Origin of the sequence: Couchioplanes azureus, from assembly GCF_014648355.1 — a bacterium.
Classification (GTDB): Bacteria; Actinomycetota; Actinomycetes; order Mycobacteriales; family Micromonosporaceae; genus Actinoplanes; species Actinoplanes azureus.
On record NZ_BMQY01000003.1, the window covers coordinates 304,709 to 329,087 of the forward strand.

General features: G+C 73.8%; 17 protein-coding genes and 1 tRNA gene. 10 read left to right on the forward strand and 8 right to left on the reverse strand.

The window, feature by feature from the left end; translation table 11 throughout:
• The first annotated feature begins 34 nt into the window (after positions 1-34).
• Both IEY99_RS12675 and IEY99_RS12680 read left to right on the forward strand, forming a co-directional pair.
• Positions 35-5,260: a diguanylate cyclase gene (locus IEY99_RS12675; RefSeq protein ID WP_229798573.1), complete on the forward strand. Its 5,226-nt coding sequence runs from the start codon at positions 35-37 to the stop codon at positions 5,258-5,260.
• On the forward strand, positions 5,257-7,533 hold the full coding sequence (locus IEY99_RS12680; protein ID WP_189202715.1) for a putative bifunctional diguanylate cyclase/phosphodiesterase: 2,277 nt from the start codon (positions 5,257-5,259) through the stop codon (positions 7,531-7,533). Before IEY99_RS12675 ends, IEY99_RS12680 begins: the two co-directional genes overlap by 4 nt.
• 15 nt (positions 7,534-7,548) lie before the next feature.
• On the opposite strand, the gene IEY99_RS12685 is transcribed toward IEY99_RS12680, so the two are convergent.
• Positions 7,549-8,085, reverse strand: a complete 537-nt coding sequence (locus IEY99_RS12685) for an SRPBCC family protein (protein WP_189202717.1) — start codon at positions 8,083-8,085, stop codon at positions 7,549-7,551.
• A 139-nt stretch (positions 8,086-8,224) separates the two neighbouring features.
• Between IEY99_RS12685 and IEY99_RS12690 the strand changes: the two genes are divergently transcribed.
• The 5 genes from IEY99_RS12690 to IEY99_RS12710 are packed head-to-tail and all read left to right on the forward strand — an operon-like array spanning position 8,225 to position 11,614.
• Positions 8,225-9,076, forward strand: coding sequence for an acyl-CoA thioesterase family protein (locus IEY99_RS12690; RefSeq protein ID WP_189202719.1), 852 nt, complete (start codon positions 8,225-8,227; stop codon positions 9,074-9,076).
• A gap of 33 nt (positions 9,077-9,109) precedes the next feature.
• Positions 9,110-9,376 (forward strand): MoaD/ThiS family protein, encoded by a 267-nt coding sequence (locus tag IEY99_RS12695; protein WP_189202721.1) that lies wholly within the window; start codon positions 9,110-9,112, stop codon positions 9,374-9,376.
• Positions 9,377-9,402: 26 nt separating this feature from the next.
• The gene (locus tag IEY99_RS12700) at positions 9,403-9,984 is read left to right on the forward strand and encodes a TetR/AcrR family transcriptional regulator (RefSeq protein WP_189202723.1); all 582 of its coding nucleotides are present in this window, start codon (positions 9,403-9,405) and stop codon (positions 9,982-9,984) included.
• A 59-nt stretch (positions 9,985-10,043) separates the two neighbouring features.
• Complete coding sequence (locus IEY99_RS12705; RefSeq protein ID WP_189202725.1) at positions 10,044-10,475, forward strand: nitroreductase/quinone reductase family protein; 432 nt, start codon at positions 10,044-10,046, stop codon at positions 10,473-10,475.
• 8 nt (positions 10,476-10,483) lie between these two features.
• Positions 10,484-11,614: an FAD-dependent monooxygenase gene (locus IEY99_RS12710; RefSeq protein ID WP_189202727.1), complete on the forward strand. Its 1,131-nt coding sequence runs from the start codon at positions 10,484-10,486 to the stop codon at positions 11,612-11,614.
• A 35-nt stretch (positions 11,615-11,649) separates the two neighbouring features.
• On the opposite strand, the gene IEY99_RS12715 is transcribed toward IEY99_RS12710, so the two are convergent.
• A complete protein-coding gene (locus IEY99_RS12715; protein WP_229798576.1) occupies positions 11,650-13,239 on the reverse strand; it encodes a GGDEF domain-containing protein in 1,590 nt (529 codons plus the stop codon).
• Positions 13,240-13,351: 112 nt separating this feature from the next.
• Positions 13,352-15,016 (reverse strand): fibronectin type III domain-containing protein, encoded by a 1,665-nt coding sequence (locus IEY99_RS12720; RefSeq protein WP_444542443.1) that lies wholly within the window; start codon positions 15,014-15,016, stop codon positions 13,352-13,354.
• Between the two features lie 85 nt (positions 15,017-15,101).
• On the opposite strand from IEY99_RS12720, the gene IEY99_RS12725 reads away from it, so the two are divergent.
• Entirely contained in the window at positions 15,102-15,980 is an 879-nt protein-coding gene (locus tag IEY99_RS12725; RefSeq protein WP_189202730.1) for a hypothetical protein, read from the forward strand.
• Between the two features lie 3 nt (positions 15,981-15,983).
• Here the strand turns inward: IEY99_RS12725 and IEY99_RS12730 are convergent, their stop codons facing one another.
• From IEY99_RS12730 to IEY99_RS12745, 4 genes are all read right to left on the reverse strand, one after another.
• Complete coding sequence (locus tag IEY99_RS12730; RefSeq protein ID WP_189202732.1) at positions 15,984-16,154, reverse strand: DUF4236 domain-containing protein; 171 nt, start codon at positions 16,152-16,154, stop codon at positions 15,984-15,986.
• Between the two features lie 66 nt (positions 16,155-16,220).
• Positions 16,221-16,676, reverse strand: coding sequence for an RrF2 family transcriptional regulator (locus tag IEY99_RS12735; RefSeq protein ID WP_189202734.1), 456 nt, complete (start codon positions 16,674-16,676; stop codon positions 16,221-16,223).
• 70 nt (positions 16,677-16,746) lie between these two features.
• Positions 16,747-17,676: a helix-turn-helix domain-containing protein gene (locus IEY99_RS12740; RefSeq protein ID WP_189202735.1), complete on the reverse strand. Its 930-nt coding sequence runs from the start codon at positions 17,674-17,676 to the stop codon at positions 16,747-16,749.
• A gap of 183 nt (positions 17,677-17,859) precedes the next feature.
• Positions 17,860-18,291 carry an SsgA family sporulation/cell division regulator gene (locus IEY99_RS12745; RefSeq protein WP_014446635.1) on the reverse strand — a complete coding sequence of 144 codons (432 nt, stop codon included), beginning with the start codon at positions 18,289-18,291 and terminating at the stop codon, positions 17,860-17,862.
• A gap of 317 nt (positions 18,292-18,608) precedes the next feature.
• Here IEY99_RS12745 and IEY99_RS12750 point away from each other — a divergent pair, with 317 nt between their 5' ends.
• Together IEY99_RS12750 and IEY99_RS12755 are read left to right on the forward strand one after the other, a co-directional pair.
• Positions 18,609-19,022, forward strand: a complete 414-nt coding sequence (locus IEY99_RS12750; RefSeq protein ID WP_189202737.1) for a TIGR02611 family protein — start codon at positions 18,609-18,611, stop codon at positions 19,020-19,022.
• 57 nt (positions 19,023-19,079) lie between these two features.
• A tRNA-Val gene (locus tag IEY99_RS12755) sits at positions 19,080-19,151 on the forward strand.
• A 291-nt stretch (positions 19,152-19,442) separates the two neighbouring features.
• Here IEY99_RS12755 and IEY99_RS12760 read toward each other — a convergent pair.
• Positions 19,443-24,260, reverse strand: coding sequence for a family 1 glycosylhydrolase (locus tag IEY99_RS12760; RefSeq protein ID WP_189202739.1), 4,818 nt, complete (start codon positions 24,258-24,260; stop codon positions 19,443-19,445).
• Between the last annotated feature and the right edge of the window lie 119 nt (positions 24,261-24,379).

Genomic DNA, 24,379 nt, shown 5'->3' on the forward strand with positions numbered 1-24,379 from the left:
CCGCTCGTGTCGATGACCTCAGACGGAGGGACAAGTGACGGGGCGGTCGGTGATGAGCGAAGCGCAGCGTCCGGAGTCGGTCCGGCGGCCCGCACAGCTGACCGGGCTCGACATCGAGGCGGAGCTGGGTCGTGGCGCGTACACGACCGTGTTCCAGGCGCGCCGCGGCGACGAGCGGTACGCGCTGAAGCGTCCCCGCGGCGAGGCGGCCGGCGCACCGGGCACGCTGCTGGCGTTCTCCCGCGAGGCTGCCCTGCTCGCCTGCGTCGACCACCCCGGCGTGGTCCGCGCGTACGCGGCCGGCCGCTACGAGGACGGCCCGGCGCTGGTCACCGAGCTGCTCGACGGCCGGTCCCTCGCCGACCTGCTCGCCGACGGCCCGCTGCCGCAGGAGCGGGTGCTGCGGCTCGCCACCGAGCTGGCGCAGGCGCTGGCCGCCGCGCACCGTACCGGTCTGGTGCACCGTGACATCAAGCCGCACAACATCATGGTTCCGGCGCAGGGGCACGCGAAGCTGATCGACTTCGGCCTGGCGATGCTCGGCCAGGATCTGGACACCGCCGACAAGACGGTCGGTACGTTCCTCTACTGCTCGCCGGAGCAGTCCGGCATGCTCAAGCGGCCGGTCGACGGCCGCTCGGACCTGTACTCCCTCGGCGTCGTGCTGTTCCAGTGCCTGACGGGCCGCCCGCCGTTCTCGGCCCCGGACGTCGGGGAGCTGCTGCGCCTGCACACCACCGCCCCGGTGCCGGAGCTGGGCCCGGGTATCGACCCGGCGCTGGCCGAGGTGGTCACGCGCCTGCTCGCCAAGGACCCCGACGACCGGTACCAGAGCCCGACGGCCCTGCTCGCCGCGCTGCGCGCCGCTGCCGGCGGGGCGGACCCCGCCCCGGCCGACGCCGCGACGCCGCGGTGGCCGTTGTTCGGCCGCGACGCCGAGATCCGGCAGCTGACCGAGCGGTGGCTGCGTGCCCGGGCGGGCGCCGGCGGCGCCGCGGTCGTCCGCGGCCCGGCGGGCTCGGGCCGCAGCAGCCTCGCGGCCGAGGTCGCCGCCGCGGCGGCCGGCGCGACGGTGCTGTCGGGCCGGTGCGCCGAGGGCGAGGCGGTGCCGCTCGGCGGGCTGCGTGCCGCGCTCGAGGGACACCTGGACGCGGTCGCCCGGCTGGAGCGGCCGGCGCGCGACGCCGCCCAGGAGCGGATCCGGACCGCCGCCGCCGGCGTGGGACCGGGACTGATCGCCGGCCTGTCGCCCCGGCTGGCCGCCATGCTGGGCGACGCGCCCGCGACCGCGAGCGACGGCCGTGACGACCGCCTCCTGGCCGCGGTCGCCGTCTTCCTCAGCGAGCTGGCGCGCGCCGGCGACGGCCTGCTGCTGGTCCTGGACGACGTACAGTGGCTCGACGCGGCGAGCCGGCGGGTGCTCGCCATGCTCGGCCCCGACCTGGCCACCCTGCCGCTGCTCGTGCTGCTCACCGAGCTCGACGGCGCGGCCCGGCCGCTCACCGAGCTGGGTGCGGCGCTGGACACGACCGTGCGCTGCGAGCCGCTCGGCGCGGACGCGACGGCCGCGCTGATCGCCTCCCGGCTGCCCGGCGCCCGGGTCCCGGACGCGCTGGTGGCGCATGTCGCGGCGCTGGCCGACGGTTCGCCGCTGGCCCAGGTCGCGTACCTGTTGCAGCTGGTGGACGCGGGGCTGCTGGTGCCGTTGTGGGGCGAGTGGTATCTCGACGCCGCCGGCGCCGAGGGCCTGCCCGTCGCCTCGGACGCCGGTTCGCTGATCGTGGCCCGCCTGGAGGGAGTGGCGGACGACGTCCGCGAGGTCCTCGCCGCGGCGTCGGTCGTCGGCGGCCGCTTCCGCCAGGAAGTGCTGACCGCCGTGTGCGGCCTGCCCGCCGGGACCGTCGCGGCCGCGCTCGGCACGGCGGTGATCCGGCGGATCGTGGAGATCCGCGAGGGCGGCCGGTACGGCTTCGTCCACACCGCGCTGCGCGACGCCCTGCTGGCCGACGTCGCACCCGAGCGCCGGCGGCGGCTGCACGCCGCGGCCGCGGACGCCCTCGACGTGCTGCCGCTCACGCTGCGCGACACCGACCACGAGTACGTGCTCGCCCGCCATCACCGGCACGCGGGCGACGCGGCCGACCCGGACGCGCGGCGCCGTAGCGCCCTCGCCGCGGGCCGGCGTGCCCTCGCCGACCAGGCACCGGCCGAGGCGATCGAGTACCTGACCGGCATCGCCGGTGCCGACGGCCCGGCCGGCAGCGAGGTGCTGCGTCCGCTCGCCGTGGCGTACCTGCGGGCCGGCCACTTCGCCGAGTGCCGGCAGACGCTGGAACGGGCGCTGGCCACCGAGACCGACCGGCAGCGCCGCGCCGAGCTGCGCACCACCCTGGTGGAGCTGCACCACACCACCTGGGCCGACGACCGGGCCGTGCACGCGGCGACCGAGGCGCTGCACGAGCTCGGCCGCCCGCTGCCGGCGAGCAAGCCGGTCCGGCTGCTGTCCACCCTCGCCCTCGCCGCGGCGGGCGCGTTCGTGCGCCGCACCGGCATCGGGTACGGCACCGCGAAAGGCCGCCGCCGCGACGACCTGGCCGCCCTCGCCGCCGTCCTGGACGCCGGCGGGTACGCCGCGGCGCTCGGCATGCGCCTGCGCGAGGCCGCCGTCTTCACCCTGCGCGCGCTGTACGCCATCAACCGCATCGGCCTGTGCCCCGAGTACGTCCGGGTGTACGCGCTGATCGGCTACGTCGTCGCGATGCTGCGGCTGCACGGTACGGCCGAGCGCTGCCTGGCCCGGGCCGCCCGGGACGCCGAGAAGCTGCGCGACCGGCAGCTGATCGCGTACGTCGACTGGATCGTGGGTCTGGCGCGGCTGTTCGCCGGCATCGACGACGGCAGCACCTACGAGAAGGCCCTCGCCCGGCACTCGCACTGGTTCCACCCGGCGCAGATGCTGCCCGGGATGGCCACGACGGCACTGCGGCTGATGCTGCGCGGGTACACCCGCGAGAGCAAGGCGGACTACGAGCGCAGCCTGCGGCGCCTGGTCGACCCCAGCCAGGTGTACGGCACGTCGTTCAGCATGCTCGGCGTCATGATCCCGGCTCAGCTGGGACTTCCGGCCGAGGCCGCCGCGGCGGACGCGGCCATGCGCGAGGCGCTGCCGCCGGGGGTCGCCACGCCCGTGCAGACCGCCAACATGGCGACCGCCGCACTCTGCGCGGCGGTGGAGGAAGGCGAGTTCGGCTCCCGCTTCGACGAGATCGTCGCGGAGTTCGAGGGGCTCAACCTGCGCAAGAGCGAGCTGATGGCCCAGCTGAAGTGGTTCTACGTCTGGCGGGCGCACGGCCGCATGGCACAGGTGCGGCTGGCCGACGAGGCGGAACGGCCGGCCCGGCTGCTGGCGGCGGAGCAGGCGACGCGGGAGCTCGGCCGGGTGGCCAGCACCGTGCTGCTGCGCACCGGCCACCGCACGGCCCAGGCCGCGCTGCTGCACCTGCGCGGCGAGCACCGCAAGGCCATCGCCCTGGCGGACAAGGTGGAGCGGGACAGCCGCGCGCTGGACGCGCCGCTGGTGTCGTTCGAGGTGGCCCGGATCCGGGCCCGGGCGCTGCGCGCCCTCGGGCACACCGGCGAGGCCGAGCGGCAGGCGAGGATCGCCCACCTGCTGGCCGAGACGTACGGCTGGGAGCACCGCCGCCGCCAGGTCTGCCTGGAGTTCGCCATCGACGAGACCCGGTCGCACCCCCAGCGCGCCGACCGCGACTCGCACGACGGGCGCAACCGCCGCCTGGACGCGCTGCAGCAGGTCAGCGTGGCCGGCGCGACGGTCCTCGACCCGCAGCGGCTGGCCCGGGTGGCGCTCGACGAGACGCTGCGCATCCTGGGCGCCGAGCGGGCCATGCTCTTCCTGGTGGACGAGGCCGGCGCGGTGGCGCCCTTCGCCGGGCGCGACGCCGCGGGCGAGGATCTCGACACGGTGACCGGCTACGGCTCCACGCTGGTGCAGCGGGTCATCGAGACGGGCGAGGCCCTGGTCGTCGCCGGCACCGAGCAGGGCGCCGCCCTCGGCTCGCAGAGCGTCGTCGTGCACGGCCTGCGCAGCATCATGGTGGCGCCGGTGCAGTTCAAGGGCCGGACCCTCGGCGTCGCGTACCTGGACAGCCGGATGGCCCGCGGCATCTTCACCGAGGACGACGTCGAGGTGCTCACCGCGATCACCAGCCACGTCGCGGTGTCGCTGGAGACGGCCCGCGCGGCTCAGCTCGGCCTGGCCGTGCAGACCGCCCGCCACCAGCAGCAGCTCGCCGAGACGCTGCGGTCGAGCCTGGCGGAGCTCAGCGCCATCCTGGATCCGGCGCAGGTGCTCCACCGGTTGTTCGCGACGCTGCACACCCACGTCGGCGCGACGGCCGGCGGGCTGCTGCTCGCCGGCGAGGCGGGGATGGACGTCGTGGCCGTCGCCGGCGCGGCGGACCCGGCCCTGCACGGCTCGTGGCTGGTGGAAGGGGTGGATCCGATGCTGGCCGCGGCGTGCGCGGCGGACCGGCCGGTCATGCTGCCGGCCAGCCCCGAGCTGCGCGGGCGGCTGCTGGGCGACGCGCAGGTCGCGCTCGCCGTACCGCTGGTGTCCCACGACGGCCTGGTCGGGGTGGTGCTGCTCGGCGGCGACGGCTTCGACGACACCGCCCGCGAGGTGGCGGCCGCGCTGGCCAGCCAGGGCATGAGCGCGTACGCGAACGCCGGGCTGTTCGCCCGGGTGCAGGAGCTGGCGACCACCGACGAGCTGACCGGCGTCCACAACCGCCGCCACTTCTACTCCCTGGCCACCACGCTGCTGAACGCCGCCGCCCGCAACAACCACGAGCTGGCCGCGGTGATGCTCGACATCGACAACTTCAAGGCGGTCAACGACACGTACGGGCACGGCGTCGGCGACGACGTCATCCGGGAGGTCGCGCGCCGGGTGACGCAGAGCATCCGCGTCTGCGACGTCCTCGGCCGCTACGGCGGGGAGGAGTTCGCGGTGATCCTGCCGGATCTCGACGAGGGCGGCCCGGACCTGGCGGAACGGATCAGGGAGGCGATCGCCGACACGCCGGTCCCGACCCGCGACGGCGCGCTGCCGGTGACGGTGAGCGTCGGCATCACCCATCTTCACCCGGACGACGACGGCCTGGACCAGGTCCTCGCGCGCGCCGACCACGCGCTGTACCGGGCCAAGCAGGGCGGCCGCAACCGGGTGGAGCAGGCATGAGCATGACGTTCGAGCCCGGCCGCAGCGTGGCCGCGTTCATCGAGGCGATCTCCGGCACGTCAGACGTCGTCTCGGCCGCGATCGCCGCCGTCGACAGCATGGCCGCGGTGCTGGCCGCGGACACCGTGGCGATCCTGCAGGACCGCGCCGTCCTCGCCGTCCGGGGCGTCCTGGACCCCGGGATGCCCCAGCCGCGGGTGCCCGCGACGGGCGCCGCGTGCGAGACCGCCGGGGCCCGTTCCGTCCTGACCGTGGCGATCGGCCGGCACACCGGCCGCCGGCTGCTCGCGGTGCGCGACGGCGGCTCGCCGTTCGTGGACGCCGAGGCCGACCTCGCCACCGGGCTGAGCGCGGCCCTGGCGCTGCAGCTCGCCGCCCTCGACCACCTCGCCGAGCAGCGGCGCTATGCCGGCAGCGACACCGAGGCGGCGGCGCAGGACGCCCGGACCGGGCGGATGCTGCTCGAACAGCTCGCCGTGGTGCAACGGGCGGTCGCCCGCCGCGCGCCGCTGAACGAGATCTTCGACGCGATCACCGCGGGCGCGCGTTCCCTGCTCGGCGACGCCATCGCCGCGCTGGCGATGCGCGACGGCGACGACCCGGACATGCTGCACCTCGCCTCGACGTGCGGCTTCCCCGACGAGGTACGCCACCGCCTGTGGCGGGCCTCGCTGGACGCCGCCGGGGTCACCGGCCAGGCGATCCGGCGCGACGAGATCGTCGTGTTCGACGGCTCCGCGCAGGCGCCGGAGTCCGCGGACGACGGCATCGAGGCCGGCGTGCAGGCGGCCATGGCAGCCCCGGTACGCCACCAGGACAAGGTGGTCGGCGGCCTCTTCGTGGCCTCCCGCCGCCCCGACCGCGTCTACGGCCCCGCCGACCAGGCGGTGCTGACGGCGTTCGCCGAGCACGTCGGCGTCGCCATCGAGGCGGCCCGCGCGGTGGACGGCCTCTACCAGGCGTTCCACGACCCGCTCACCGGGCTCGCCAGCTCGGCGCTGTTCCGCAACCGGCTGGTGCACACGCTGGCGCTGGCCGCCCGCGAGAAGAGCCGGGTGGCGGTCGTGCTGTTCAACCTGCACCGCTTCAAGACGGTCAACGACACCTTCGGTCACGCCGCGGGCGACCTGCTGCTGACCGGCGTGGCGGAGCGCCTCTCCGCCGGCCTGCGCGCCACCGACACCCTGGCCCGCTTCGGCGCGGACGAGTTCGCGATCCTGCTGGCCGGCGTGGAGCAGGCGGAGCCGGCGATGGAGGTCACCGAGCGGCTGGCCGCGTCCCTGCGCCGGCCGTTCTGGATCGGCGGCCGGGAGGTCACGATCGACTCCACGGCGGGCATCGCCTTCAGCGCGCTCGGCGAGCGGGACGCGGACGCCCTGCTCCAGGGCGCGGACCTCGCCCTCACCGCAGCCAAGCAGGACGGCCCGGGCTGCATCGAGATGTTCCAGCCCGGCATGCAGGTGGTCCGGGCCCGGCGCGCCGGCCTGGAGATGGACCTGCGGCACGCGGTGGAACGCGACCAGCTGATGCTGCACTACCAGCCGATCGTCGACCTGAGCGACGGCCGGGTCACCGGCTGCGAGGCGCTGGTGCGCTGGGCCCACCCCGAGCGCGGCACGGTGTCGCCGCTCGACTTCATCTCGCTCGCCGAGGAGACCGGCTACATCGTGTCGGTCGGCTCCTGGGTGCTGCACGAGGCGTGCCGGCAGGCCGCCGAGTGGAACCGGTCGCTGCCCGGCGCGGGCCTGCACATCACGGTCAACCTGTCGGCCCGGCAGATCCGCCGCCCCGACCTGCCCGACCTGGTGGCGGGCGTCCTGCGGCAGACCGGCCTGGCGCCCGAGCTGCTGACGCTCGAGATCACCGAATCGGTCCTCGTGCACGACGTCGACGCCACCGTGCACCAGCTGCACAAGCTGAAGGCGCTGGGCGTCCGGCTGGCCATCGACGACTTCGGCACGGGCTACTCGTCGCTGGCGTACCTGCGCCGCTTCCCGGTGGACATCCTGAAGATCGACAAGATGTTCGTGGACGACATCGGCGTCGAGACCCCCGGCGCCTCCCTCACCCCGGCGATCGTCGGCCTGGGCCGCACCCTCGGCCTGGTCACGGTGGCGGAGGGTATCGAGGACGCGAGCCAGTGGAAGCCGTTGCTGGAGAGCGGCTGCGACCAGGGGCAGGGCTACTACTTCGCGCGGCCGCAGCCGGCCGGGGAGGTGGAGAAGCTGCTCTTCGACGCGTACGGGAGCCGCGTCGTGGGCACGCTCGGCTAGGTCCGGTCCGGCAGGTCATGCCTGCCGTGGCGACTCGGCCAGGTCCTTGATCCCCCGCAGCGTCTCCTCGATGCCGCACCGCAGGTCGCCGAGCCGGTACTGGACCACCGCCTCCTCCTGCTCCGGCATGCGGTCGATGGCGAGGCTGAGCCCGGACCGTGCCGGGCCGATCCGCGCGCCGTGCCGCAGCCGGGTGCCGCCGGCCTCCGCCGCGAGGTCGAACCGCCAGGTGGCCAGCGGGGTCTGCGGGTCGGCCGGGCCCCCGCCGAACCGCCCGTCCGGGTCCACCACCGCCCAGGCGAACGCGCGGGGGGCGGCCAGTTCCACGACGTACGAGACGGTCCGCCAGTCGCCCAGCAAGGCGTTGTGGTTGTGGCCCTCGAACCGCGCGTGCAACGCCGGCCGCTCCGCGCCGTCCAGCCACCGCACTCGCCGCAGCTCCGGGCTGAACCGGGCGGGCAGGCCGATGTCGGTCACCAGTTCCCAGACCTGTGCCGGGGCCGCCTTGATGTGCACGTCGCACTCCACGGCCGGGCCGTCCGCATAGCGCACGTCTGACGTCCCCCTTCTCGACGGTCGTCCATTCGCGCACCGAGTATGCCGCACGCACGCATTGACCACTATGGACGCGGATGCCTAAAGTACTAGACAGAACGTTCTATCTAGTCGGTCACGCCCTGGGAAGGTGTCCATGCCGCGCACTGTGCAGTCCGAGATCGTGTACGACTCCAGCTTCTTCACACCGGTGCAGATGCAGCCCCGCAGCGTGCTCTCGATCGGCTTCGCCAACTGGGCCAAGTGGGCAGCGCGGCATCTCGCCAGCTTTCCGCAGTTGATCCGCCGGTTCGGGGTCAGCTTCGTGGTCGTCCGCATCCGGATCGACTACCTGGAGCCGTTCCGGTTCCTCGACGGCGACCGGGTCGTCGCCTCGACCGGCGTGCAGGTCGACACGACGGGCCGCTACCTGCGCGTCACGTCCCAGGTCACCGACGGCGACCGGGCCATCGCCCGGGCGGAAAGCTACGCCCGCTGCGTCCGGCTCGACAGCGACCGCGGTTTCGGCGCCGAGACGGGGCGCATCCCGGACGCCCTGAGCGAGCTGTTCGATGCCGACGAGCACGGCGCCCCGCCCCCGCCACGCATCCTGCACGAGTCGCTGGAAGACCTGGAAGCGAAGCACCCGGCGGTCGTCACCGCGAGCAACCCGATCGTCATGCACCGCGGCCTGTGCGAGGTCGCCGACCAGTGGAGCTTCGTGGAGATCCCGGCGCAGCTCGGCGCCGCACGGGAGACGCTGGTGGCACAGCACGGCCGCCGGATGCCGCGGATCAGGTCCGGACTGACCCACCCGGTGCGGGGCATCGAGATCGAGCTGATGCGCCCGTTCTTCCTCCTCGACGAGGCGACCTTCGCCGCCTCCGCGCACCACGTCGACGACTCCGTCACGTTCTCCCACCGGCTGGTGGGCCGCGACGGGCGCCTGCACGGCCTCGCGCTGGAAACCTTCGACGCACCGGGCGAACCGTCCGAAGAGGCCGCCTGAACCACCGACCCGCCGATCGCCGGAAGGAAACCCATGCACATCCGTCTGCCGGGAACGCTGCTGCACTACGTCGGCCACAGCGACCCGCTCACCTACGACGCGGGCACCGTACGCGACGCGCTGTCCCAGCTCGTCCAGGAGTACCCGCCGCTCGGCCTGGTGCTGCTCGACCCCGCCGGCCAGGTGCAGCGCTTCCACAGCCTGTTCCTCAACGGCGAACAGCTCCGCCACGACGAGCTGGACCGGCCCGCCGCCGCCGGCGACCGGCTCGAGGTGCTGACCGCCATCGCGGGCGGTTGACCGGGGGTCCACTACCCTTGGCCGCTATGGCCCAGGCACCCACCGCACCCGATCGGCGCTCGTCGCCCGCGCGGCAGCGACTGCTCGACGCCGCCGCGCGGGTGTTCTACGCCGAGGGCATCCACGCCGTCGGCGTCGACCGGATCATCACCGAGGCGGGCGTCACCCGGGCCACCTTCTACCACCATTTCCGGTCCAAGGACGAGCTCGTCGCGGCGTACCTCGACGAGCGGGACCGGGCGGTGCGGGCCCGGGTGACGGCCGCGGACCCCGGCGGCGACGATCCCCGCGCCATCCTGGGCGCCCTCGCCGCCGGGATCACCGAGGAGATGTGCGAGCCCGGCTTCCGGGGCTGCGCCTTCATCAACGCCGCCGCCGAGTATCCCGACCCGGACCATCCGGTGTCGCGGGTGATCGCCGGCCACCGCGCCTGGTTCCGTGCCGCCCTGGCCGACTACCTCGCCCGGGCGGGCCATCCGGATCCGCACCGGGTCGCCGGCATACTCGTCATGCTCCGCGACGGCGCGATGGTCAGCGGACACCTGGAGGGCCCCGAGACCGTCCGCGCGAACTTCACCGCCGCCGTCCTCGGCGTCCTGCAGTACTGAGAACGGCTCCCGGCACGCCGGGGCTGTCCCACGGGCGCGAATCTTCGTATCCTGACCCGGTGCCGCCAGATATCGCCTTGAAGGCCATGAACGCCGTCCACCGGGCCATCCTGCGGGCAAGCTGCGGGCGCCTCGGCTGGCAGGTCGCCGACATGACGGTCCTCGAGCTGGTCACCACCGGCCGCCGCACCGGGACGCCGCGGGCGGTGATGCTCACGTCCCCGGTCACCGACGGCGACGCGTACGTCGTGGTCGCCTCCCGTGGCGGCGACGACCGCCACCCGGCCTGGTTCCTCAACCTCCGCGACCGGCCGCAGGTGGAGGTGTCCGTCGCCGGCGGCCCGCGCCGGCCGATGCTGGCGAGCATCGCCACTCCCGACGAGCGTGCCCGCCTCTGGCCGCAGGTGACGAGCCGCTACCGCAACTACGCGGCCTACCAGAGGCGCACCACGCGCGAGATCCCGCTGGTCCTGCTCCGTCCGCCGGCCTGAGGCCGCCGGTGACCCGCACGGCCGTGGTGGCCGGTGCCGGCATCGGCGGGCTGGCCGCGGCCGCGGGCCTGGTCCGCCGGGGCTGGCAGGTGACCGTCCTCGACCGCGTCCCCGCCTTCCGCCCGGTCGGCGCCGGCCTGGTGCTGCAGGCGAACGGGTTGCGCTGCCTCGACGCGCTCGGGCTCGGTGCGGCGGTGCGCGAGCGCGGCCGCACCGACATGTCCGCCGGCACGCGCACCTCGGACGGCCGCTGGCTGACCCGCGTGCGACCCGGCGACCTGGAGCGGCGGATCGGCACCCCGGCGATCGGCGTCCACCGCGCCACCCTCCACGAGCTCCTGCTCGGCGCCCTGCCCGACGGCACCGTGGTGACCGGCGCCGACGTCGAGGCCGTCACCGAGGACGGCGACGTGCGCTGGCGAGGACCGGACGGGCCGGCCCGGATGCGCGCCGACCTGGTGGTCGCGGCGGACGGCATCCACAGCACCGTACGCCGGCTGTTGTGGCCGGAAGCCGCCGGCGCCGCGCGCATCGGCGTGACGGCGTGGCGGGGCGTGACGGCCTGGGACGGCGATCTGACCGTCGGCATCACGTGGGACCGGGGCGCCGAGTTCGGCATGGTCCCGCTCACCGACGGCCGCATCTACTGGTACGCCGCGGTCAACGCCGCAGCCGCGGAGCCCGCGAACTCCCCGGCCCGGCTGACCGACCGCTTCGGCGGCTGGCACGATCCGATCCCGGCCCTGATCGCGTCGACCGGCACGGTCCTGTACGACGACCTCGCCTGTCTCGACGAGCCCCTGACCACCTACGTCAAGGGCCGGGTCGCCCTGATCGGCGACGCCGCGCACGCGATGACGCCGCACCTGGGCCAGGGCGCCAACCAGGCCCTCGAGGACGCCGTCGTGCTCGCCGCCGTCGCCGACCGCCCGGACGGGCTCGCCAGGTACGACCGGGAGCGCCGCCCCCGCAGCCAGCAGGTGGCGCAGGCGTCCCGCAGGATCGGCCGCCTCGGCCAGCAGCTGCGGAACCCGGTCGCCGTGGCCGCCCGCAACACGATGATGCGCCTCACGCCGCCGGGGCTCGCGCTGCGCGCGATGACCCGCTTCGCCGACTGGCACCCACCCGCCCTCGGCTGAGCCACCTCGTGTCCGGCGCGGAGCGCCGGCGGGTGTCAGACGTCGGAGACGACGCGGTCGCGGCCCTCGCGCTTGGCCACGTACAGGTTGCGGTCGGCCAGCGACAGCAGTGACGCGGGCGAGCCGCGGCCGTCGTCCGAGGTGGTCACCCCGATGCTGGTGGTCACCCGCAGGGCGCCGGTGACGGGTTCCCAGGCGTGCGCGCGGATGCGCAGCCGCAGCCGCTCGCAACGCTCGGCGGCCTCGTCCGCCGCCACGCCCGGCATGATCAGCAGGAACTCCTCGCCGCCCATCCGGGCGGCGATCGCCGGTCCGGTCGCCGCCTCGAGCAGCAGCTGGGCGACCTCCTGGAGCACCACGTCGCCGGTGCCGTGCGACAGCGTGTCGTTCACCCGCTTGAAGTGGTCCAGGTCGAGGATCGCGACCGAGATGGGCTGGCGGCGCACCAGCGCCTCGCCGAGCAGGGCGGGGAGCCGCTCGTTGACGTAGCGCCGGTTGTAGAGGCCGGTCAGGGCGTCACGGTGGGCCATCTCCCGGAAGTGCTCGCTCGCCCGGCGCGCCTCGGTGGCCTCGAAGACCGCCTGCAGTGCCCGGGCCCGCGCCTCGCGCTGCGCCGAGTGCAGGGCGGTCGCGGACTTGTGGAAGGCGCGGTGTTCCTCGTACGCGTCGTCGAAACGACCGGTCGCGGCGTACAGGGCGGCCTGTTCCTCGCGGGCCTGGGCGCGGACCCGGTCGAGGCCGCGCTCCTCGGCGGTCCGCACGGCCGCGTCCAGGGCCTGCTGCGCCGCGGCGTAGCGGCGGTCGAGCCGGCGCGCCTCGGCGAGCGTGAGCAGGCAGACCGCCGGCGCGTCACCCTCGTGCCACTCCACCTTCGACTGGTCGCCGTCGAGCAGGACGCCGAGCGTCTCCTCGGCGGCGTCGTAGCGCCCGCCCATCATGTCGATGCGTGCGATCGTGTCCAGCTCGTGCCCGCTGAAGTTGCGCGGGCTGCGGGCCTGCACCTCGTGCATGTGCCGGACCAGGTCCCGGGCGGCCGCCTCGTCGTCCCGCTCGTACGCCGTGTACGCCATGTTGTTGAGGATGTTGAGGGTCAGCTCGACGTCGCCGACGGTCGTGGCGATGTGCAGCGCCTCCCGGAACCGCCGGTCGCCCTCGGCGTTGGAGCCGCTCTCGTCGAGCGCGATCCCGAGCGTCATGAGGTGTCGCGCCCGGATGTTCGGCGGCTCGTCGTCGGTCAGATGGGAGTAGCACTGGACGGCGTGGGTCAGCCCCTCGGCGAGGTCGCCGATCTGGCGGTAGAAGTTCGACAGGATCCGGTGGGCGCGGGCGAGCAGGAACGGGTGGTCGTGCTCCTGGGCCCAGGCGAGCACCTGGTGCGCCCAGCGGCCGCCCCGTTCCAGGCGGCCCTCGCGGACCAGGACGTCGGCGCGCAGGAGCTTCGCGCGTACGGCGAGGTCGTGGAAGCCGAGGGCCTCGGCCCGGCGCTCGACCGCGGCGGCGGGCACGGTCACGCTGCGGAACCAGGACACGGGACGCTTCTCGAGCTCCTCGAGGGTGGCTTCGAAGTGCGCGCGCGTGTCGTCGGCCAGGGTCCTGCCGGACACCTCTGCAGCCTCGGTCGTCACAAGCGCTCCCCGCCTTCCCGCTCGATCCCCACGGGCTCTTCGGTATGCGGTCCTTGATCGGGCGCCGGCGGTCGACACTGAGGCGTTCTGGCCGGTTATCTAGGTCACAATCTCACCGGCGGGCGGTGCACACCGCCGGGGAGGCGGCCACCTTGTCGACGGTGTAGACGACGGCCACCGTGAAGCAGTAGTCGTTCTGCTCGTTGAGGCCGTAGACGACGTAGTCGGTGGTCCCCGCGGGAAGCTGCTGGAACGCCCGCTGCTCCTGCCCTCGGCGGCCCCCCGAGATCAGCACCGGCCCCTCCGAACCCGGTGGGTAGCGCCAGGTCAGCGAGACGCTGTCCCGGTTGTCGCGCAGCTTGACGTCGATAGGCGCGAGCGGGTCGACGGCCGCCGGCGGGCCGGACACCGCGGCGCTCGCCGTGCCTGGTCCGGAAGCGCCCGACGGGCCGCCCGCGCCGCTCGCCGGCGCGGTCGCCGGGCCGGTCGCGGCAGCGCTCGCCGGGGGCGGGGCGGACGTGCCGGCCCGGTCCCCGCGCGGCAGGGTGACCGCCACGATGGCGGCCGCGGCGGCCACGCCGGCGACCAGCACCGTGGCGAGGACGAACGGCTGCCGGCCCGCCGGCAGATCCCGCTCCTCCACAGGTGCGCCGGGGACCGGGGCGCTGGCCCGGTCGACGGGCCGCCGGAACGGCCGGGGATCGGCGGGAAGGGCGACCACGCCCGGAATGTCCCCGGTGGCATCGGTCGCCTCGGTGGACGAGGCCGCCGACGCCCGGCCCTCCTGCCGGGGAACGTGGCCGGGCCAGGCGGCCGGCGGCGCGACGGAGGACGAGGCACCCGGCGACGCGGCAGCGGACGAGGCACCCGGCGGCGAGGCGGCGGACAGCGGGGCAGCCGGCGGCGAGGTGGCCGGCGGCGGAACGGCCGGCGGGGCGTCGGGGCGGGCGTGGCGGCCGGTGAGGTCTCCCGGAGCCGGCTCCGGGCGCACGGGGTGCACGCCCGGGACCGTGGCCGGCATCCGGTCCGGGAACGGTCCGGTCGCCGGTCCGGTCGCCGGGCCGGTCGAGCGGCGTACCTGCCCGCACCGGTGCTGCCCGGACGGGGGGCTCCCGGCCAGCCGGGCGATCTGCCGCGCCAGGGAATGGTCGGCGCTCAGATGGCGGGCGCAGAGTTCCTGGGCCAGCGCCAGGTGCGCGGCGGCGTCCTCGGCACGGCCGCACTCGCGCTCCATCGCGCCCAGCCGGGCCAGCATCTTGATCCCCGCCGCGGAGGCGTCGCCGTGCGCCTCGCGGTGCCGGGCCCAGGCGTCGGCGAGCCGCGCCCGGGCGGCCGTGCACTGGCCCGCGGAGTGCTCGGCGATCGCCAGGTCGGCCTCGGCGGCCAGCACCCGCGCGGACATGGGCCCGTCGGAGGCCGTCAGCTCGCCGACGAGGTCGTGGTAGAGCTGGGCGGCCCGGCCGTGGTTGCCCACCCGCTGCAGCACCGCGGCGTGGGTCGCGGCCGCGGCGATCGTCCGCTCGTCGTGCGGGCCGTGCAGCCGTTCCTCGGCCGCGTGCGCGAAGCCCGCCCAGCTCCGTGCCGCGTGCGCGTCGCCCAGCGCGACCAGGATGCGGGCCTGCAGGGCGGCCGCGAGCGCCAGGTCCGGCGAGGCGCTGCGCGGGTCGGTTCCGGCCGGATCGAGGACTCCGGAGAGGACGTCCCGGGCGCCGGCGAGGTCACCCTCGGCCGTCAGCGTCTGCGCCTGGGCGGTCAGGGCGGCGAGCGGGAGGGACACGTGCCTCATAGTGTCTGTTCGGCCACCGTAGGTACAAGTCCTGACTCGCGTAGCGTTGCGCCGTCGTACCGGGTAGAACTCGGGTATGAGCGCCGACAGCGTCGCCGACGTCAAACGTGAGATCCTCGTCCGCCACCTCGAGGCGTGGGCCCCCGCGGCGCTGCACCGGGCCCGCCGGGCGGTCTACGCGCACGGGTACGCCGACACCACCCGGCCGCTCGCCGAGGCCGCGCTCGGCGTCTTCACCGAACAGTCCGACCTGGTCAGGGGCCGGGAGCTGGCCATGGTCGCGGTCGGCGGCGAGATCGACGGCACGGGCGCCGCGGGCCTGGGCGTCCACAGTGTCCCGGGGCGCACCGAGGACTCGTGGGCGCCCGCGCTGAAGGCGGCCGGCGCTTCGCGCGTACCCGTGCTGGCCTTTCTGGACGCGACGGCCGCCGGCGAACCGCCCGGCGCGCCCCTGCTCACCGCCCTGGCGGCGGGGAAACCCGCCGAGGTCATCATGGTCTTGCCGGGGTCGTCGCCGGTGCCGCAGGCGCGCGACGACCTGCGCAGGGCCGGCTTTCCCCTGGTCGCCGCGGTGGAGCTGGCGGTCTCCGACGCGCCGGGCGAGATCCTGTGCTATGCGACGGCGCTCGGCAAGAGTCTCGAGGCCTTCAAGGACCTGCTGTGGGCGGTCGACGAGTACGCGGGCGTGCGCTACCGCGACCCGGGCGACCCGGAGCGGCACCTGATCGACATCTCGCTCAGCCCCCACCCCGGCCCGCTGCGCCGCGAGCTCCTGGCGCACCTGCGCAAACAGGGCGAGGCAAGCGTCACCGACCTGCGGACGTTCGCGTTGACCGAGACGGTGTACCGGGCGGCGGACGCCACCCGGGTGCTGCACACGCTGCTGGAGGCCGGCACGGTGACCCGGCGCCCGGAGCACGGCCGCCTCGGCGGAGACGTGATCATCTCCGCGTGAGGGTCACTTGTCCTGCTTCCAGGAGAGCGGGCCGGGCAGGTCGACGCGGTGCGCCCGCGCCTGGGAGTTCCAGGACCAGCGGCCGATCTTGATGGTCCAGGAGGAGAGGCCCCGCTGCGTGAAATTCAGAATCAGCGGCCCGAACTTCTTACGAGTGCGGTACATGATGCCCATCGGGGGATCCTTCCGTGGAATCGGTTGACGCACCGATGCCCGAGGACGGATCCTCCGAAACGTGACTCAGCGCGGCTGCCAGGCGTCCGGGCGGGTGGTCAGCTTGCGCACGTGCGCGGGCATCCGGCCGCTGATCAGATCGGCGAGGCTGACCTCGTCCACCACCTCGCGCACGGCGGCGCGTACGGCGACCCAGAGGTTCGGCAGGTTCTCCGCCGCCCCCGAATACTGCGTCTCCTCGGGGCGCAACCCGCGCACGCCCGCGAGCGGGCCGTCGACCGCGCGCAGGATCTGGCCGATCGTCACATCGCGCGGAGGTTGTGACAGCGTGTAGCCGCCCTCGGCCCCGCGTTGCGCACGGACCACCCCCGCACGGCGGAGGTCCGCCAGCACGGCTTCGAGGAACTTTCGGGGCATGTTCTGGTCCAGGGCGACGGCCTGGGCGGACATCAGGGCCGGATAGGCGTTGGCCAGGCTCAGCGCCGCCCGTACCGCATAGTCGCCACGCGCGGAGATCTGCACCCCTCCATCATGCCGCGTCCGTGCTCGCCCACCTCGTCCGCCCCGGGAAATATGGGAATTCGGACGAGCCCTACTCCGCGGCGGGGCGCGGCGCGGGCACCCGGGAACCTTCGCCGGCCGCCGGCTGCGGCACCCCGGCCGGGGTCTCCGCCGCCGCCGCCCAGGCCCGGAACGCGCCGGGGCTCATCCCCGCCTCCCGGTGGAAGAAGCGACCGAAGTTCGTCGGCTCGCCGAAGCCGAGCCGGCGTCCGATCTCCGCTACGGAGAGTTCGGTGCATGCCAGCAGCCGGCGCGCCTCCAGCGCCACCCGGTCGTCGACGACCTGCTTCGCCGTCCGGCCGGTGAGCGCCAGGCTGGCCCGGGTCAGGGTCCGGACCGAGCAGCCGATCCGGGCCGCGTAGTCCTCGACCCGGCGGCTCTGCGCGTGCCCCGCCTCGAGATCGCGGCGGAACCGCACGAAGGTCCGGGCCTCCGCCACCGAGGTCACGGCGCGGGCGCCGTCGTCGAGCAGGGCGATCCGCAGCAGCAGGACGGCCACCTGATGCCGCAGCAGGCCCGCCGCGATGGCCCCGGACCGGTGCCGCGCGCAGTCGACGCCGAGCTGCGCGACCTCGCTGAGGATCGCGTCCTCGTCCTCGCCGGCGAGCTGCCAGCGCGCCGGGCCGGGAAGATCGTCCACGGGTACGCCGGTGATCTCGGCCGCCGCGAGCAGGTCCCGGTGCCACGTCACCAGGGCGGCGTCGAGGCCCGGCCCGGCGCCGAACCGCACGGCCTGGCCCGGCCGGACCCAGAGCAGGGTGCCCGGGCGGCACCGGTGCGCCACGAAGTCGATCTCGACGGTGCCGTGCCCGGCGGTGGTCAGGACGAGCAGGTGGTAGGGCAGGCGCCGGGGCCTCGCCGGGTCCGCGGCGAGGTCGGTCGCGGAGAGCGCGCAGGTCCCCACGCCGGCCCCGAGCGGGGCGGGTGCGGGCCTGGTGCGCTGCTGTCCCGGTGTGACCATCGAGGCCGACCGTATCCGCCCGTGACCTGCGATGCACGTGGGAGTCCGCAGCTCGGCGGATATCCGCCAGACGATCAGGAAAACGGGCATTGAAACGGACAAAAAAGACGCGCTATCCGTACGCAAAAAGCGACCCGCACGGACCGGCAGTGTCCGCGCGGGTCGCCCCGGAATTCCGTTGTGCTATCGACCGGCCAGCAGCCGGTTGACCGCCGCGTCCACGTCCAGGTGATCGGACTCCCGGCCCCGCGGAACCACCACATAGGTGCGCCGCAGGAACCGGACCAGAACGCTGCGTGGTACTTCGAACAGCGCATTGCCGTCGGGCGACGACAACGCCAGGGCGACGAAGTCGCCCCGCGGCGTGGCCCACGGCCACACCCGGACGTCCCCGATCCCCGCGGGCTCATCGAGCCCGGTCACGAGCAGTTCCCGCGCGAAGGACCAGCTCACGGCTTCCCCACCGGCTGATTCTGCGTGGAACAACACGTGGACCGCGTACGGGTCGGCTGGGTCGTACCGCAGGCTGGCGCGCACGGGCAGGGCCGTGGCATCAGGCGCTACGAGCCGCAGCGATGTTTCGACCTCGACGGTCGTTGGACGAATGGTACTCATGGACGAACTCCCCCCGGCACCGCTGCGAGGCTGGTGAACCCCGCGTTTCCCATACTCAGGTGATCCCTGTCATTACGCTCCGCCATACGCTGATCTCACCCAGTAGTGGGAAGACGGTTCCGATAAGCTCTCCGAACGAGCCGTTAAACGGTATGTTGTCCTGTTCTGCCCAAGTACTCGGTTCCGCCCGGCGTCGGGTGGTCCAGCAGTTGACTCACTCCGGTAACGTCCATTCCTCCCGGGTAGTGACGGGGAGGCGGAACACTAGGGGATGAAATGACCGGGAGCCCGCGATCTTTGCCGTGAAAGTGAACGAGATGTCCCAATCAGACCGCGTGACCGATTCCGACTCGCCCGTCGGCGTCCTCGATCGGATCCGGTCCAACCGCACCAGCCACCTGGCCCTGAAGATCGGCATCGCCATCCTGGGCGGCGTGGTGGTCGCCGTGGGAATCGCCCTCATCCCGCTGCCCGGCCCCGGCTGGGCCATCGTGATCCTCGGCCTCGCCATCTGGGCGGTCGAGTTCGTCTGGGCACGCCACCTGCTGCAGTTCACCAAGAAGCACGTCCAGGCCTGGACCCACTGGGTCATGCGCCAGTCCCTGCCCCTGCGAGCCCTCATCGGCCTGCTCGGCTTCGTCTTCATCAGCGCGGTGGTATGGCTCTCCGTCAAGCTCACCATGGGCGTCGACCTGGCCGTGAAGATCCGCGACCTCCTCACCGGCACCTGACGCGCCGACCCTGATTCGCACGCCCGGCGGGCGGTCCGGTACAGTCTGCTGCGGCAAGGGCGATTAGCTCAGCGGGAGAGCGCTCCGTTCACACCGGAGAGGTCACTGGTTCGATCCCAGTATCGCCCACGAGTCTGGGGCTGCACTGTGCCCGCGGGGAGCGCGGGCCGGGCAGCCTCGTTTTGTTTAGCGCGACTTCGTCGCGCGGAGCGGGGGCTTCGCCACCCGCACCCCCGCTGCCGGTGATCGGCTACTTCGTGGGTCGCCGGGAAGGTGCCTGGTCGAGGCGTTTTTCGCGGGCAGCGTAGGACTTTCGCATCCGCATCCGCGTCCATCCGCATCCGCGTCCATCCGCATCCGCGTCGGTGCCGGTGCCGGTGCCGGTGCTGGTGCCTCCGCATCCTGCTGCCGGGTTTTGGGTCAGGTGGGGAAGCCGTCTTCTAGGCGGCGGGCTTGCCAGGGGTGAGATGTTGCGGCGGTTGTGATGGTGCCTTGGAGGGTGGAGTTGGTTCGGGTGGCGACGGCGCGTTGACCGTCGGCTTCCAGAGTGACGGTGGCGTCGTCGAGGCGGACCGTTAGGGGGGACCATGCCCTTGGGGTTGCGTCGGGGAGCCAGGCGCCGGTCCATGCCGAGGTGTTGCCGGGCGGGTGGCCGATCTGGAACCGGAGGAGACCGCCGTTGCCGATCCAGGCGCCGGCGAGGGGGTCCTTGGTGGCCTGCCAGGGTAGCTTGCGGCCGTCTCGCTCGTAGTGTCCGTGGAAGGTGATCGGTTCGCCGGCGCCGGTGCGCCGGCCGGTGAGGACGCCGGCGCCCGTGGCGTTGCCGGGTATGGCCGCGTGACGCAGGACGAGGGTGCCCAGCGCCGGGTCCGATGTGCCCACTACCGGCAGCGGACTGCGACCGGTTCCCTCGGACAGAATGCCGCGGAGCCAGCCGTCGGGGTCGAGACGGACCGTGATGGTGAACGGCTGACCGTCCAGTGTCCCGGCGAGGAAGGCGGCCGAGCGGCGGCCGGGCCGGACCCGGTCGCCACCGGCGCTGATCTCGCCGAACAGCTGCCTGGCCCCGCGCAGGTCACCGCGGCCGATCGCATACGCGTAGGCCTGCCCTCCCTCGGTCAGGTGACGCGGCATGGCCGGATCGGAGCGGTCGACGGTGTAGAGGCCGAAATGCGCCGCTTGCCGGTAGCCCTCGTGCCACTCCCAGTTGTCCGCCAGGGTCCAGTAGAGGTAGCCGCGGATGGTGACCCCGTCGCGGATGGCGGCCAGCAGCTGGGTGAGGTGCGCGACCAGGAACGCGCCACGATGGTGGTCCCGCGCCTGCGGGATCCCGTTCTCGGTGATCAGTATGGGAAGGGCGTAGGTGGAGTGCAGCCGGCGTAGTAGTTCGCCGAAGCCGGCCGGAGAGATCTCCCAGCCCAGGTCGTTGAGCAGTTGGTGCACCTGGTCGCTGCCCTCGAGATGGTTGAGGAAGCGACCTCCGGTGTAGCCGGCCGAGAGGCTCACCAGCATGTCGGCGAACACGTAGACCGAGCGGTAGTAGTTCAGGCCGACGAAGTCGCAGTGGCTCGACCACGGTGTCGTCGGATCGATGCCCAGGAAGGCGGCCAGGTCGCTGCCGGTGAGGTAGACCCGGTTGCCCGGCCGGCGATGGATGGCGGTGTCGAGGCGGCCGTCGATGACGGCGTCCAGCAGATGCCAGTTGTAGAAGTAGTCGAACTGGTTGCGGGCCGCCTCCTGGTCGCCCAGCGGATGGTCGGTGACCGCGGTCGCGACCTTGGCATGCATCATCGCGTGGGCAAGCCCCACCAGCGAGTCGGCGTCGACGGCCTTGATCGCCTCGTACGCCCGGGTGTGCGCGCGGATCAGGTTGAGGTAGGCGGTCTTCGCCCGGCCGCCGTCCCCGGTGAACCCGGGCGGCCAGATCCCCGCGATGTACCCGACGCCGATCATCGAGCCGACCGGCTCGTTCAGCGTGATCCACCACTTCACCCGGGCCGACCAGCGCGCGACGACGTACCGCACGAAGGCGACGAACGCGTCGACCGTCTCCGCGTTCTCCCAGCCGCGCATCGACGCCTGGAAGTCGGGGTCGTCCCCGCTGGCGAAGGGCAGCCCGACCGCAGAGCCGATGGTCGTCTCCCGCGGCGGGTTGAGCACCCAGACGGGCAGGCTCAGATGGTTGAGCGTCACCACCGGCGTCATTCCGCGCGCCTGGAGCGCATCGAGCACACCGTCGTAATAGGCGACGGCCGTCATGTCGAGGTCCGCGTCGGTCAGCGGGCCGCCGTGGGCGGCCCGGGACGGCTGGATGCGGGCCCATTCGACGGAATAGCGGTAGCTGTTCAGGCCGAGGGCGGCGGCGCGGTCGAGGTCGGCGCCGAGCACGGCCAGGTCGGCATGGCGCAGCGCCTCCCCGGGGCCGGTCAGGTCGACAGGGTGCCCGTCGTGCTCGGTCCAGGCGCGGACCCGCCGGCGGATCGCGGGCGAATCGGTGAACGCCGCCCAGTCGTTGTTGGTGATGCCGCCCTCGTTCTGCATGGCGGCGGTCGCGACGCCGAACAGGAACCCCGGCGGGAACGGAGGCAGGCCGGCCTCCTCGTTCGCCGGCTCGGTCCGCAGCGCCCGCAGCACCGCGTCGGCGTAGGCGCGAGCACCGGCCGGATTGGGATGTCCCACCGAGGCCCGGCGGCACTGGAAGACATCGGTCCGGCTCGCGTTCAGCTCGCAGGCGGGGGCGCGGTCCCCGGCGACGAACAGATCCTGTGGCGACAGGTCGCCGTTGATGCCGTACAGCCACGCCTGCGAGGCCAGCGCGGCGTTGGCCGCGGTGAAACCGGGGTCGGCACAGCGGATCCGCGCGGCCGGCAGCTCGTCGTTGGCCTCCTCGACGGCCGCCCTGATCGCGAGGGCCGACAGGTCGTGGAACGCCCGGCAGTTGGTGATCACCTGAGGGATCAGCGAGCTGGTCAGCACACCGCCGGGCAGGCCGGCCAGGCTGACCCCGGCGGCCACGAGGAAGGCCGACAACAGGCCGGTGTCGCTGTCGTCGGACAGGATGCCGTAGTACGACGTGACGACGATCGTGGCGTTCGGGAACCGGGAGGCCGCCGCGGTCAGCAGGGTGCGCAGGTCGCGGCGGCAGTGGGCGTCCACGGCAGGGGCGAAGTCGGACGGCCGGGCCAGCGGACTGACGATCGAGCGGATGTTGACATCGTTGAGGCCGGCGGTGACCAGGACGAGGTCCACGCGGTCGGCCGTCCCGGCGTACGCGTCGAGCTGTTGCATGACGGTCGGGTAGGACGTCGGTATCTCACCGGGCAGGGCGGGCAGGGTCGTGGTGTCGCCGACGCCGATGGTCGCTCCGGAGTGCGCCAGCATCGTCGTGTAGCTCTTGATGCCGCCGCCGCCCTCGCCGAGCGCGCGTTCGACCACGCTGACGTACTTCTCGTGCGGACGCAGACCCTGGCCCCAGGCCACCGAGTCGCCCAGCACGACGATCACCAGCGTGTCGATCGTGAACGCCACGGCGTTGGACGGCGTGCCGTCGGCGAGCAGAACCTCACCGAGGCCGATCTCGCCGTCGGCGTTGTCCGCCGTCGCCACCGGCCGCTGCAGGGTGAACGTCATCGTCGCGCCGTTGACGAACACCGAGTCGGGCATGTCCTCCCCGTTCACCCGCACCCGGGCGCCGGGGGCGAACCCCGAACCGGTGACGGCAACCGTCGTTCCCGGCCTCACCCGCGACCCGTCGCCCACCGCGGTCACCTGCGGCAGGACGGAGAACGACAGGGCGTTCGACCGGGTGCCGTCGGAGCGGCGTACCCGCAGGATCTGGTTCCCTCCGGTCACCGCCGGGACGCCGAACGTCGCCAGGGTGTCCGCGACGACGGTCATCGGCACCGGCTGGTCGGCGATGGTCAGCACGTCGTCCGGGAGCAGGCGCAGACCGCTGAGAGTGACCGTCGTACCGGCGACCGCACGGGCGGGATCGGCGCGCACCAGCGCCGGCTCGGTGAGCTTGCGACGGAACTCGGCCTCGGTGACCGGCACGAACCGGATGCTGTCGCGGTGCTGCCCGCCGTCGGGACCGCGATCACCGAGGTTTCCCTGCCGGCCCGGCGGGCCTGCCGCGCCGTCGTGCCGTTCCTCGGACATGAAGCAGTTCTTCGGTCGTGCCCCGAGGCGCCCGCCGTGGCCGCCGTCGCCCGGCGCGCCCGGCCCACCGCCGGGCCCGCCGGAACCGCCCTCGGTGCTGATGGTGAAGCCGCCCGAGGCGTACGCCTGCAGCACCGGCGCCGGCGCGTACAGGCCCAGCCGGCCGCCGTGCCCGCCGGGGCCACCCCTTCCGCCGCTCCCGCCGTTGCCGCCCGGCCCGCCGTCGCCGCCCGCCCCGGCACCACTGGCACAGAACCCGAGCCAGTCGTAGCGTTCGGCGATACCGTCGGAGCCGTCGCCGCCGTCGCCGCCGTCGCGTCCTCGCCCACCGGGCGAACCGTCCTGACCGCGCAGGTCGAACACCGGCGATCCGGTCAGCTCCACGGCCCACATCTCGATCTCCGGCGCGGCCACCCCGGCCCACCCGGCCCCGCCGGGCGCCCCGTCCTCGCCCCGTCCGCCGGTCTCACCCCAGTGACCGTCCGGAGTGGGCGCCTTCCAGCCCTTGGGCGGCTTGTCGCCCGGCGGCCAGGACATCACCGCCGCCCCCGGTACCGGATGCTCATAGGTGAAGGTGACCCGTTGCCCCACCCGGATCCGCTCGGCGATGAACGTCAGGAACTGGTGCGGCCGGTTCAGCACCACCACGGTGTCGTCGGCGAGATCGACGGATTCGGCGACGAAGTACGCCACGTCGAGCGTGACGCTCGCCGCCGTGGCGGCCGGCGCCACAGCGAGGAGAGTCGGCTCCGCGGGTGCCACATCGAGGCGGGTGCCGGTGGGTAGCGCCGGTTCGACGAATCCCGGCACCAATGTCCGCGGGCCGGACGGCAGCAGGACCCCCACCGGCCCGAGCCGGACCGGGCGGGCCGGGGTCACCGCGGAGCGGGGCGGGACGAGGACGCCGGGAGTTGCGGCCACCACCCCGGACAGAGCGAGCCGGCCCAGGCCGTTCAGCGTGGCGATGCCGTGCTGCTCCAGCACGGCACGGTGGAATGCCAGCCGGGCGACCGCCTGAGCGCGCGCCTCCGGATTGTCGAGGATGTCCACGGCGGACGATCGCAGAGTCATCGGTGGCATGTCCGCCTCCTCCACGGCGCGGGCCCCGTCGTACCGCGCACCAACTCACGGTGAATCGGCTGTTCGGGGCGGTCAATCCCCCGGTACGTCAGGGAAGTTCACCCACTTGACACCCGCTC

Bases quoted from the DNA above. Each gene is read 5' to 3' on its own strand.
- IEY99_RS12740 (WP_189202735.1), bottom strand. From the start codon at position 17,676: ATGGTCACACCGGGACAGCAGCGCACCAGGCCCGCACCCGCCCCGCTC.
- IEY99_RS12745 (WP_014446635.1), bottom strand. From the start codon at position 18,291: ATGAGTACCATTCGTCCAACGACCGTCGAGGTCGAAACATCGCTGCGG.
- IEY99_RS12695 (WP_189202721.1), top strand. From the start codon at position 9,110: ATGCACATCCGTCTGCCGGGAACGCTGCTGCACTACGTCGGCCACAGC.
- IEY99_RS12680 (WP_189202715.1), top strand. From the start codon at position 5,257: ATGAGCATGACGTTCGAGCCCGGCCGCAGCGTGGCCGCGTTCATCGAG.
- IEY99_RS12700 (WP_189202723.1), top strand. From the start codon at position 9,403: ATGGCCCAGGCACCCACCGCACCCGATCGGCGCTCGTCGCCCGCGCGG.
- IEY99_RS12730 (WP_189202732.1), bottom strand. From the start codon at position 16,154: ATGGGCATCATGTACCGCACTCGTAAGAAGTTCGGGCCGCTGATTCTG.
- IEY99_RS12690 (WP_189202719.1), top strand. From the start codon at position 8,225: ATGCCGCGCACTGTGCAGTCCGAGATCGTGTACGACTCCAGCTTCTTC.
- IEY99_RS12760 (WP_189202739.1), bottom strand. From the start codon at position 24,260: ATGCCACCGATGACTCTGCGATCGTCCGCCGTGGACATCCTCGACAAT.
- IEY99_RS12750 (WP_189202737.1), top strand. From the start codon at position 18,609: ATGTCCCAATCAGACCGCGTGACCGATTCCGACTCGCCCGTCGGCGTC.
- IEY99_RS12725 (WP_189202730.1), top strand. From the start codon at position 15,102: ATGAGCGCCGACAGCGTCGCCGACGTCAAACGTGAGATCCTCGTCCGC.